6 protein-coding genes are annotated in these 12,560 nt (G+C 33.6%); 3 read left to right on the top strand and 3 right to left on the bottom strand.

Annotated features, from left to right (window positions below):
• Positions 1-7: 7 nt before the first annotated feature.
• The 3 genes from OD803_RS07310 to OD803_RS07300 form a co-directional block, all read right to left on the bottom strand.
• Positions 8-1,486 (bottom strand): RagB/SusD family nutrient uptake outer membrane protein, encoded by a 1,479-nt coding sequence (locus tag OD803_RS07310; RefSeq protein ID WP_262732950.1) that lies wholly within the window; start codon positions 1,484-1,486, stop codon positions 8-10.
• A 12-nt stretch (positions 1,487-1,498) separates the two neighbouring features.
• Positions 1,499-4,525, bottom strand: a complete 3,027-nt coding sequence (locus tag OD803_RS07305; protein ID WP_262732949.1) for a SusC/RagA family TonB-linked outer membrane protein — start codon at positions 4,523-4,525, stop codon at positions 1,499-1,501.
• 241 nt (positions 4,526-4,766) lie between these two features.
• Positions 4,767-7,580, bottom strand: coding sequence for a helix-turn-helix and ligand-binding sensor domain-containing protein (locus OD803_RS07300; protein WP_262732948.1), 2,814 nt, complete (start codon positions 7,578-7,580; stop codon positions 4,767-4,769).
• 197 nt (positions 7,581-7,777) lie between these two features.
• Between OD803_RS07300 and OD803_RS07295 the strand changes: the two genes are divergently transcribed.
• Genes OD803_RS07295 through OD803_RS07285 form a run of 3 tightly spaced genes read left to right on the top strand, consistent with a single transcriptional unit; the run spans position 7,778 to position 12,558 of the window.
• Positions 7,778-8,260, top strand: coding sequence for a GbsR/MarR family transcriptional regulator (locus OD803_RS07295; protein ID WP_262732947.1), 483 nt, complete (start codon positions 7,778-7,780; stop codon positions 8,258-8,260).
• A 19-nt stretch (positions 8,261-8,279) separates the two neighbouring features.
• A complete protein-coding gene (locus OD803_RS07290; protein WP_129760672.1) occupies positions 8,280-9,404 on the top strand; it encodes an efflux RND transporter periplasmic adaptor subunit in 1,125 nt (374 codons plus the stop codon).
• A gap of 19 nt (positions 9,405-9,423) precedes the next feature.
• Positions 9,424-12,558 carry an efflux RND transporter permease subunit gene (locus OD803_RS07285; RefSeq protein ID WP_262732946.1) on the top strand — a complete coding sequence of 1,045 codons (3,135 nt, stop codon included), beginning with the start codon at positions 9,424-9,426 and terminating at the stop codon, positions 12,556-12,558.
• The last annotated feature ends 2 nt before the right edge of the window (positions 12,559-12,560 follow it).

Here is a 12,560-nt window from a genome sequence, read left to right as displayed (position 1 = left end):
TTATATTTTAGTATCCTGGGTTTTGTTCCCAATTTCCGTTTGAGAATTGAATCTCTTGTAATGGAATAGGAAATAATTCGTTCTTATTAGCTGTAAATCCTGGTATTTCAGTACCTCTTCCTGTTCTTACCAAATCAAAGAAGTGATGACCTTCACCTATTAACTCTACGCGTCTTTCATGATAAATAGCTTGTGTTAAAGCGTCTCCTGTTGCTGTAACATTATGCTCTGTATCACCAAAGGCTCTTTGTCTTACTCTATTAAGGAAATTTTGAGCTTTAGTATCATTGATATTTCCTCTGTTAAAAGCTTCTGCAGCCATTAATAACACATCAGCAAAACGAATTGCTCTGTAATTATTAGGGTTTGTTAGGTTTAAATCTCCTGCTGCTTCTGTACTTCTAGTTCTAGGTAAATACTTTCTGTTGAAATAGCCTGTATGCTCATAACCTGTACCATAAGTAGCTCCTGTTTCATCTGCCCATGCTTGGATATCTAAAATTGCAACGTCTTTTCTTAAGTCACCATCTTCAAACTCGTCAACAGCTTCTTGAACAGGAACATTAAAGCTAAATCCAGGTGTAAACAGTGGGCCACTATAGTTTCTTACTCCGCTAAAACCAACTGCTACATTACCTTCGCTACACTGTAAACAATCGAATCCTGCTCCTTCAACATCAGTATATTGAACTTCAAACACTGACTCAATTCCGTTTTCGCCTTCCATCTCAAAAATGGTATCATAGTCGGTAACCAAATCATACGGTCCATCCATAATTAAAAGGTCTAATACATTTGCTGCTTCTGGAAACTTATCTTGATATAAATACACTTTTCCTAATAATGCTTGTGCTGAACCTTTAGTTGCTCTTCCTGTTTGTGGTGCAGTGTAAGTAAGATTATTTACTGCGTAGATTAAATCGGTTTCAATAAGTGCATAGACATCTTCAACTGGTGACCTTGGTATTGTAGTTTCATCACCTAATTGAAATCTTGATTCCTTAATTGGAATTGGACCAAACCATTTTACTAATTCAAAATTGAAATAAGCTCTTAAAAATCTTGCTTCAGCAATTATTGTTTCTCTACCTTCAAAATCGGTTTTATCTTGAAATTCTAGAATATAATTTGCACGATTAACACCTGCATACATCCAGTTCCATATATCTCTTAGGTTACTGTTTACTGGTGTATGAATCATATCGTCAATTTGTTGCCACCCAACAACGTCAGTAGCACTCTCTCCTCCACATAAAGTATTATTAGAAGCTATTTCTCCTAAAATAACATTAGCATAGGTAGATTGAAGTATATCGTAAACTGCAATTAAGGCATTGTAATAATCATCTTCTGAATTGAAATAGTTTTCAGAATCTATGTTATATGTCGATACATCTTCTAAATAGTCGTCACTACAAGCATTAATGGCTAAACCCATAACGATTAAAAGTGACAGTTTTTTAATTTTTCTTAAGTATGTTTTCATTTTAATCATTTTTTATAGTGAAAGATTTAACCCTAATAAATACTGTCTTGATATTGGATAAAACCCATAGTCGATTCCTCCTCCAATTGCATCTCCAGAAGTAGCTGCAGGATCATACCCTGAGTATTCAGTAAATGTAAATGCATTGTTTACCGCTGCATAAATTCTGAATTTACTCATTCCTATTTTTTCTAAAACATTATCAGGTAATGAGTATCCTAATTGGATGTTTTGAATTCTCAAGAATGATGCATCTTCCACATAAAAATCAGAGAATAATCTGTTAGTTGTTGAGGCAGTTGTAACTCTAGGTACTGTATTACTAGTACCTTCACCTCTCCATCTATTAAGGTATAAATTAGAACGGTTTACATTAGGTTGAGATCTCTCATAGTTTCTAACCATTTCTTTTCCAACTTCAGCATACATATAGGTTGCAAGATCAAAATTCTTGAAGTTTACACTTAAATTCAATCCCATATAATAGTCTGCTTGTGGTTTTCCTAAATAGGTTCTATCATCAAAATCGATAACTCCATCACCATTAACATCAGCATAACGAATATCTCCTGGAGCAGCTTCGGCTCCTAATGCCAATTGTGAAGGATGTGCTTCAACTTCAGCTTGGTTTTGGAAAATTCCATCTGTTTTTAATCCGTAAAAATATCCTATTGGCTGTCCTACTTCCATTCTTGATGGTGCTAATTGGCCCACACCAAAAGCGCCTCCTTCAGGAATAACATCCCCATTGATTGAAATTACTTCTCCTTTTACATTAGTAAAGTTGAAATTAGCAGCAAAACTTAAGTTATCAGAAAAGTCATCTTTATAACCAATACTAAATTCAAACCCCTTACTACGAGTTGTTCCTGCATTAACCGTTGGGTTCCCTCCTCCTGGAGCAGCAGTTCCTAAAATACCTGAAACTGGTAAACCTCCTATAAGCAGATCTTCTCTGTCTTCAACAAAATAATCTGCTGTAATGTCTACTTTGTTGTTAAGTAATGTAATATCAAAACCTACATCTAGCTTTTCTGCTGTTTCCCATTGTGCATTAGGATTTGGTAATCTACCATTTGCAACTCCTGTTACTAAAGCTCCATCCATTACATAAGTAGCTTCTCCATTTAATAAAGCTCGATATAAATCGGCTCCAACGTTGTTACCAAGTGTACCATAACTAGCTCTTAACTTTAAGAAGTCAATTACTTCAGAATCTTCCATAAATGGTTCATCAGAAATTTTCCAACCAGCAGTTACAGACTTAAAGTAGTCTACTCTATTTTCTGGAGAAAAATCTGAAGCAGCATCTCTACGAACCATTGCAGATAATAAATATTTACCCATATAATCGTATTGCAGTCTTCCAAAGTAAGATGTTAGCCTGTTATCGTAAACATAAGAAGCATTTGATTTTGCATCACTTAATCCTGGTGTTAAACTTATATCTGCAAATTCCCAAGAGTTGTTTGGTACATCAAATCCGCTTGCGCTTAAACCATCTCCCCAATTTCTTTGAGCACTTGTACCCAATGTTACTGTTGCGTGGTGCTTATCGGCAAATGTTTTATCGTAATTAATGAATGTTTCCCAAGTATAAGAGTTGTAGTGGTTTCTCGATTGGTCAACTCTACTTCTAGGATTGTTAAATACTTTTCCTGTTCCATACTCAACAATTGGAGCAAACGATTTTCCTTTATCAGAATATACTTTGTATCCAATTCTTGAGGTTACGGTCAATTCTTTTAAAGGTTTATATTCTAACTGAAAATTACCTTCAATATTAGTTCCGTTGTAACTGTTATAAGTATTTCTTATTTGTGACAGTGGATTAATAACTTCGTTTCCTAAAGTACCATTCCAATCTTCTTCATCTACATTAAAAGTTGGCGCATAGTTTAAAGCATTAAATAATACCGAACCTAAAGCGTTCTCTGAAAACCCTCTACTTGATGCTGTAAAATAATTGGCATTAGTTGTAAACTTGAATTTTTTAGAAATATCTATTCCTAAGTTAATCTTGATGTTGTTTCTAACAAAATCAGATTTATCTCTAGCTACTATACCATCTTGCTCCAAACGCGAAGCTCCAACATAGTAAGTAATTTTTTCACCACCACCAGACAAACTAACATTATGGTTAGTAATAGGTGCATTACTAAATACTTCGTCTTGCCAATCAGTTCCGGCTCCTAATCCTGAAACATTAGGGTAAGGTAACGCTTGCCCATTAGCAGCATAACTTTCATTAAGTAATAAAGCATATTCTGTAGCATTTAAATAAGGAAGTGTACGTGTTGTCTCTTGAGTTCCTGTATATGCATTATATGAAAACTTTGGTGCTGAATTTTTCTTACCTGACTTTGTAGTAATTAAAACGACACCATTTGCTCCTTTAATACCATAAATAGCTGCTTGAGCATCTTTTAACACTGTTATCGATTCAATATCATTTGGACTTATAGTGTTAAAGGATGACACCTCATAACCATCAACAATGTAAAGTGGTTTGTTACTACCATTAGAGCTAATACCTCTAATTATAATATTAAACTCAGCTCCTGGAGAACCCGAAGGCGAGTTAACAGTAACACCTGAAGATGTACCTTGAAGTGCTATTGCTGCATCTACAGGTTTTAAATCTTCTAAAGTTTCAGATGATACTACAGATACAGCTCCTGTTACATCTTTTCTCTTTTGTGTTCCATAACCAATAACCACTACCTCGTCTAAAGATTCGGCATCTTCAACCAAAAGAATTGAGATTTCTTGACTACTCGTTACGGTTACTTCTTGAGTTTGATACCCTAAATAAGTAACTACTAAAATTGAATTAATTGGCACATCGTTAATTGAGAAATTTCCATCAAAATCAGTCGAAGCACCTTTTGCAGTGTTTTTAACAACAATATTTACACCAGGAAGTGGTGCATTTGTTGCTACATCTTTTACATTACCTTTTACATTAATTGTTTGCGCATAAGAGAATGCGGAAAACATAAATAAGGCAATAAAAGCAATGAAGTATGTTTTTTTCATATAGATTGAATATTAGTTGTATGGTAAAATTATCACATTACACTAATAAATTATCAAAAACGCACGCTACAAAAAACATACAAATCAAAAAAAATCACATTTTTTTACGAATTTGACAAAAAACCCTTACTGTTGTTAGGTTTTAGAAGCATTACAAAACACCAAACTACATCGTTGTAGATTAGCTATTTGCATAAAATGTTGTGGTAATGTATAGGTATTTTAACTATTTGTTTGGGTGTTATAAATCCAAGATATAATTTGTTAAGCTCACATCATGCTCTAATTCCATTTTTTTGCGAAGCCTGTATCGTTTTACTTCTACACTTCTAGGAGAAATATTTAGTAAAGGTGCTATTTCTTTTGAACTTAAATTTAGTCGCAAATAAGCACATAATCGTAAATCGTTTGGAGTAAGTGATGGGTGTTTAGCTTTAATCTTCTTAAGAAAATCTTTATCAGCGTTATTAAAAGCTTCTTGAAAAAGTTTCCAATCATCAGTATTATTAAGGTTTTTATCAATGATTTTAATAACAGGTTTTAAACCCTTTCCTTCTTGGGCAGCTTTAAGTTCATCTTTAATGCTATTTAAAAACTCATTTTTCTTTATCAAACTCATTGTAGAAATAGCCAACTCTCGGTTTTTGTTGTCAATGTCTTGTTGTAGCTTTTCGTTTTCAAAAGCCATAAGCTGTTGTTCATTTTCTAATTTCTTAAGATCTAATTCGCGTTGAGTTCTTTCTAATAGTTTTTCACGTTGCTTTTTGTAATAGTTTTTATATACATTATGCATAAAGAATGAAAAAAGCGCAACACTCAACACATATAAAACGATCATTGTATTGGTTATATACCAAGGCTTTGCAATTGTAAAATTATAAGACGCTACATTAGTTGTAATAGTATTACCTACTCTTCCTCTTACATTAAAAGTATAGTTTCCGTAGGGTAAGTTTTTGAAAGACTCTTCAGAATGGTTACTCCACGAACTCCAATTATCGTAAATTCCCTTAAGCTGATATTGATACTCTGCCTCAGAATAGCGATTAAATTCAGAGATACTATACGAGAATGTTAAGTTGTTTTCTTTATTTTCAAAATTTCCTGACACAGATTTATCTATAGCACTTTGGTTTCCATCAAGAGCACTCATTTTTATTGTGTTGATGTCTATTTTAAACTTTCGCTCTTTAAGCTTTTCTAAATCAACTACAATATATCCTGATGAAGACCCTAAAAGGTATTTTTGACCATACAAGTAAGATATATTCTCATAGCCTGTCATTTCATTTCTTAAAGAACTTGGTAAAGCAATTGAATGTATTTCTGGGATACGACTTAATTTTCCAGGTGTAAGATAGTTAAGTTCCTTATCAGAAAAACTCCAAAGCCTATTCGAGTTTTGATGCGCAATCAACTTACCTGAGGTGTAGCTTTGCTCATTAAATAACTTACTGTATATAGAATCTCTTTGAAATGTACTGTTTTCAGAATCATATTTAAAAACTCCTTTTTTGTATGCGTAAAAAATAGAATTGTTAAATTTTACTAGACTAGAATTATAGCCTTTATCTACAGTACTATCTTTTGTGAGTTTAATAACTTTGGTTAAGGCATCGTCAACTTTTATTTTAAAAACTCCTTTGTACTCATGACTTACTAGAATCTCATTATTTTGTGATTGCTCAAAATACTTAGATGAATTATTAAATCCTTCTATTTTATTTCTGAAAGTCCAACCAGATGAGGTTTTCTCTAAAATGTTCAACCCATTATAATTTCCTTGTAACAGTAGGTTTTCAGCATCTTTAATAGGTTGAATATCCCAAGTACCTTGCACATTGGAAACTAATTGTGCTGAATTATTTTCTACTACATAAGTTCCCATATTATGACCACAAAATAATTGGTCATTTACAACTCTCAAACACCAAACCTGTCCTTTAGTACCTTTAATAAATTTAAACGCTTCGCTGCTATTTTCTTTTTTGTAGAAAAGCCCTTGATTAGTTCCTAAATAAAGGTTTCCGTTGTAAACTGCTGAACAATACACAGTTCCTAAATCGCCTTTTATATCATTGTAAATTCTAAACGGAGAAGTAATATTAACACAGTTAACACCATTATCTAGACCAAGCCATATATTGTTATCCACATCTTCCATTAAAGATAATACAGTATTATTGCCCAAACCATCTTCGTGACTTATGGAATAATTAATTATACCATCTTCGGTTAAATGCAATAAACCGTTTGATATTGTTCCTAAAGCAAAACTGTTATCCTTAAGCTGAATGCTACTGTAAATCGTGAAATTTGATAATTGAACGTTAGCAGGAATATTCCATTTTCTCAATTCATCATTATTGTAAACAAATAATCCTTCAGATTGAGTGTGTATCAACAATGATTGCCCTTGTTGAAATACATTTACTATCCTACTACTCTTCAACACTTCATGGTTACTTACTAATTTAGGTAAGCCGTTTTCTAACTTGAATAAACCTTTGCCATACTTCTGAAAGTAAATACTATTACCTACCTTGTACATTTTAACAATTTCAGTTTCACATTCAATAACCTTTATCATTTGGTTTGAAATATTATAAATATAAATTCTATTTAAAGACTGAAACAATACCCAATCATCAACTCCTATGATGTTCCAAAACTGTTCGTCTTCAATAAGAGGTTGCTGTAAAGTTTTAGATATTGAGGTATAATCTAAAGTTCCAAATTGGTTGTGCGACCAATAACCAAACTCCATATAGCAACCTGTATAAATACGTTCATTAATCGCTGTTACCGAACGTATAACAGTTTCGTTAGGCGAATTATAAAGTGTCCATACCGCACCATTAAATTCTAGCAAGCCTTTATTGTTTGCTACATATACATACCTATTTTCTGCTTGGGTGATTGACCAGTTTTGATTTCCTGCATTGTAATCTTTAGTAGTATAAACTTCAATTGGAGGCAACTCGTCTTGAGAAAAGCAAACACTAAACTGTATCGCTATAAAAAGAAAAGAAAGTATATAAGTTTTAATTTTCACTCAATGTTAAATTATTAGTTACACAAGTATACAAATAAATAAAAAAACACAACTCTCAAATTATACAATCATTGGTCAGTACTATACTTATCAATTTATTTTAACAACCCAAAAACTTATTTAACAATTGTTTAACTTCGTTTAGTTCGGTTTGTTTCGAACTAATTAATATTTTTGCATTGTAAAATTTAAATAAGATGAAAACAATGGATGGAAAAAAGTGTGAGTTAGTAGAAAAACTAGGGATTCATTTTGAAAGAAAAAAGCAGATGGCACCTATGGCAGCCAGAATCTTTTCTTATGTGATTTTAACAGGAAAACAAGGAACTACGTTTGAAGATTTAGTGTCGAACCTTTGTGCTAGCAAGAGTACAATTTCAACACATCTTAATCATTTACAAGATTTAAAAAAAATAACCTACTTCACCAAAACAGGTGACAGAAAAAAATACTTCATCATGGATCATGACACTATGATTCGTGATATAGGAAATCTAGTTGAAGAGTGGAAATCTGAACAACAACTTCACCTAGAGATTATGGATTTTAAAAGAGATGCCAACAAAAACTTGAGCGATGAAAACAAATTTGACCTACAATTTCATGAAAGCTTTGTAGAATTTCATGATGAAGCCATAAAATCAATAAATAAATTAAAAGAAACAATTGTAAATAATTAATACTAATCAAAATCAAAAAATGAAACAATTTCGAATATATAGTACAATAGTTTTGGGAGTTGCCACATTAGTGTTTACAGGATGTAAACAAGAACAACAACAAACACAACAGCAAGCTCAGGCTTTACCATTTACAGTAACTGAAGTTCCTCAAAAAAGCGCTACTGCCTATACAACCTACCCGACAACAATTGAAGGAACCATAAACAGTGAAGTACGTGCAAAGGTATCTGGTTACATTCAAAAAGTTTTGGTAGACGAAGGCCAACAAGTTAAAAAGGGACAAGCTCTTTTTAAATTGGAAACTCAATCTTTAAGTCAAGATGCTGAAGCTGCTAAAGCTAGTGTTAATGTAGCTCAGGTAGAAGTTGACAAACTAAAGCCTTTGGTAGAAAAAAATATAATAAGCTCAGTACAATTAGAAACTGCTAAAGCTAATTTAGCACAAGCCAAAAGCGCTTATAATAGTATTGTTGCAAATATTGGTTATGCAACAGTAGTAAGCCCTGTAGATGGTTATGTTGGAGCTATTCCTTACAGAGAAGGGTCTTTAGTAAGTGCTACAAGTGCTAAACCATTAACTACTGTTGCAAGTATAGAAAAAGTATATGCCTATTTTTCTATGAATGAAACTGAATATTTAAACTTCTTACAACAAACAGAAGGTAAAACACTTCAGGACAAAATAAACAACTTCCCAAAGGTTGAATTGCTGTTAGCTAATGGTCAAACCTACAACCAACAAGGGATTATCCAAACAGTAACAGGACAAATAGATGCTAATACAGGAACGGTAAGTTTTAGGGCTATTTTTGAAAACCCTAACCTTTTATTAACCAATGGTAACAGCGGTACCATTGAAATTCCTAAGCATTATGAAAATGTTGCTGTAGTACCTCAAACTGCTACTTTTGAGCAACAAGGACAAACATTTGTTTATAAAGTTGAAAATAACACTACAGTTTCAACTCCTATTTCAATTCAAGATAAAACCAATGAGCTTTACATTGTAAACTCAGGCGTACAAAAAGGAGATGTAATAGTGGTTAAAGGTATTGGTAAACTTAGAAACCGAACACCTATTCAACCACAAAAAGTTGCTTTTGATAGCATCGTAAAACCAATAAAAACTTTGTTTCAATAATATTTAGAAGACAAAAATCATGTTAAAAACCTTTATAGAAAGACCGGTTTTATCGACCGTTATTTCCATCATTATAGTTATTCTGGGTATTTTAGGGTATTCAACGCTACCTGTAGAACAATATCCAGACATTGCACCTCCAACTATTCAAGTAAATGCAACTTACCCTGGAGCAAGTGCCGAAACAATCTTGGAGAGTGTTATCATTCCTATTGAAGAACAAATAAATGGAGTTGAAGGAATGACTTATATGACTTCCTCTGCTGACAATAATGGTACAGCAAACATTACTGTTTATTTCGATCAGGAAATGGATCCAGACATAGCAGCTGTAAACGTTCAAAACCGTGTAGCACGTGCAAATCCATTATTACCTAGTGAAGTAATTCAAACAGGTGTAACTACTCAAAAACAGCAGACATCTGCTTTGATGTTCTTGTCCGTATTTTCAAAAAATGAAGATTACAATGCTACTTTTGTTCAGAATTATTTAAAAATCAACGTTATTCCTGCATTACAAAGGGTTAATGGTGTTGGTAATGTACAAGTATTCTCCAACCAAGATTATGCTATGCGAGTATGGTTAAAACCAGAAAAACTAGCAGCTTACAATCTTGTCCCTAGTGATGTTACAGCAGCTTTACAAGAACAAAGTTTAGAAGCATCTGCTGGTTCTTTAGGGCAAAACGATGGACAAGCATTTTCATACAATATTAAGTATAGTGGTCGTTTTAAAACTGAAAAACAATATGAAGACATTATCATAAAAGCTTTAGATAATGGTGAATATTTACATTTAAAAGATGTAGCAAAAATTGAGTTAGACGCTCAGGGTTATGATGGTTACGGATTTACCGAAGGTTACCCAAGTGTGAATATGGGTATTTATCAAACAGCTGGTTCTAACGCTCAGGAAATTATTGAAACCATTAAAACAGAATTAGATCGTTTATCTCTAGATTTTCCAGATGGTATCGAGTATGTGATTAATTACGATACTAATAACTTCTTAACTGCTTCCATGAACAAGGTGCGTAATACTTTGGTTGAAGCCTTCTTATTGGTGTTCTTGGTAGTGTTTATATTCCTTCAAGATTTTCGTTCTACGTTAATTCCTGCCATTGCTGTTCCAGTAGCTATTATTGGTACGTTCTTCTTTTTGAACTTATTTGGTTACTCCATTAACCTATTAACCTTATTTGCATTGGTACTTGCCATAGGTATTGTGGTTGATGATGCCATTGTGGTTGTTGAAGCAGTGCACGCCAAAATTGATGAAGGCGCAACAGATGCCAAAGCAGCTACGCTAGATGCAATGCATGAAATATCAGGAGCAATTATATCGATCACTTTGGTTATGGCTGCAGTATTTATTCCTGTAACCTTTATTCAAGGTCCAACAGGTGTATTCTATGAGCAGTTTGGTGTTACGTTAATTGTAGCTATTTTAATTTCAGCAGTTAATGCATTAACATTAAGTCCTGCACTTTGTGCTTTGTTTTTAAAAGGTCATGATGAGGAAGAACACAAGAATAAAAGTTTCTTACAGAAATTCTACGATAAATTTAATGCTGGATTTAATGCCACAACCCAACGTTATGGAAAATCATTGGCATTCCTATACAAAAACAAATGGATTACAGCTTTTGTATTGATTCTCTCTGGAGTTGGAATTTGGTGGGCTGCAAATACGACACCTACTGGATTTGTTCCTAATGAAGATAGAGGAATCATATTCATGAATATTGAGTTACCTGCTGGTGCTTCAATGGACAGAACAAATATGGTGACCGAAGAATTATATGAAAAAGCCAGTGCGCTTGAAGGTGTTAAAGGTGTAACGGTTATTAACGGTAGAAGTTTGATTAGTGGAGCTGGAACAAACTACGGATTAGGTTTTGTAAAATTGGATGATTGGGAAGAAAGAGAAACAGATGATTTATCATCAAACGCAATTGTTGGGAAACTTTTTGGTATTGCAGCAACTATTCCAGATGCTAACATTATTTTCTTTGCGCCTCCGAGTATTCCAGGGTTTGGACTCTCTGGTGGATTTGAAGTGAACTTACTTGATAAATCTGGTGGTAGTTTTGAAGATTTAGATGCTACAACCCAAGAATTCATTGGTAACTTAATGAAGCATCCTGAAATTCAGTATGGACAATCTTCATTCAACACAAAATATCCACAGTACGAATTGGATATCAATGTACCATTAGCCAAGCGTTATGGCGTTACAATTAGCAGTATATTCTCAACTTTACAAGGTTATATAGGTGGTGTGTATGCTGCAGATTTTGCGAGATTTGGAAAGCAATATAGAGTGTATGTTCAAGCCTCTCCTGAAGACAGAAGCGATGCCAATTCCCTAAACGAATTGTATATCAAAACAGGAAGTGGTGATATGGCTCCAATTACACAGTTTGTGAGTTTAAAACGTGTGTATGGTCCACAATCGGTAACACGATTCAACTTATATAACTCTTCAAAAATCAGTGGTGCTTCAAACCCTGGGTTTAGTACAGGTGATGCCATTGCCATTGTAAATGAAGAAATCAAAAATCTGCCTAGCAACTATGAAGTTGCCTACTCAGGTTTATCTCGTGAAGAAGTTAGTGCAGGAAACCAAACAGTTGTTATTTTCTTATTAGTAATAGTGTTTGTGTATTTCTTATTAGCAGCTCAGTACGAAAGTTATTTATTACCATTATCGGTAATTTTTTCACTGCCTTTAGGTGTATTTGGAGCATTCTTTTCTACTAAAATGATGGGATTAGAAAACAACATCTACTTCCAGATTGCCTTAATTATGTTAGTTGGTCTTTTGGCTAAAAACGCGATTCTTATCGTGGAGTTCGCTGTACAACGTCGACGACATGGTGAAAGTTTGGTAGATGCAGCTATAAATGGAGCCAAAGCACGTTTACGTCCTATTTTAATGACATCTTTTGCCTTTATTTTAGGATTAATGCCATTAGTATTGGCTAAAGGTGTAGGTGCCGAAGGAAACAACTCCATTGGTACAGGAGCAGCTGGTGGAATGTTTATTGGAACAATTTTAGGTGTTTTCATTATTCCTATCCTGTTTATACTATTCCAATGGCTACAAGAAAAAATATCACGTAAACCTGTTATTGAAACTAAAGAAGCTTAATT

The sequence above is a fragment of the Gaetbulibacter sp. NE genome, assembly GCF_025548475.1.
Classification (GTDB): Bacteria; Bacteroidota; Bacteroidia; order Flavobacteriales; family Flavobacteriaceae; genus Gaetbulibacter_B; species Gaetbulibacter_B jejuensis.
Note: the sequence above shows the minus strand (reverse complement) of the source record. Positions and strands in the feature narration are given on the sequence as shown.

What these genes read in the sequence shown, in the direction of transcription:
- OD803_RS07310 (WP_262732950.1), bottom strand. Translation starts at nt 1,486, where the DNA reads ATGAAAACATACTTAAGAAAAATTAAAAAACTGTCACTTTTAATCGTT.
- OD803_RS07305 (WP_262732949.1), bottom strand. Translation starts at nt 4,525, where the DNA reads ATGAAAAAAACATACTTCATTGCTTTTATTGCCTTATTTATGTTTTCC.
- OD803_RS07295 (WP_262732947.1), top strand. Translation starts at nt 7,778, where the DNA reads ATGAAAACAATGGATGGAAAAAAGTGTGAGTTAGTAGAAAAACTAGGG.
- OD803_RS07290 (WP_129760672.1), top strand. Translation starts at nt 8,280, where the DNA reads ATGAAACAATTTCGAATATATAGTACAATAGTTTTGGGAGTTGCCACA.
- OD803_RS07285 (WP_262732946.1), top strand. Translation starts at nt 9,424, where the DNA reads ATGTTAAAAACCTTTATAGAAAGACCGGTTTTATCGACCGTTATTTCC.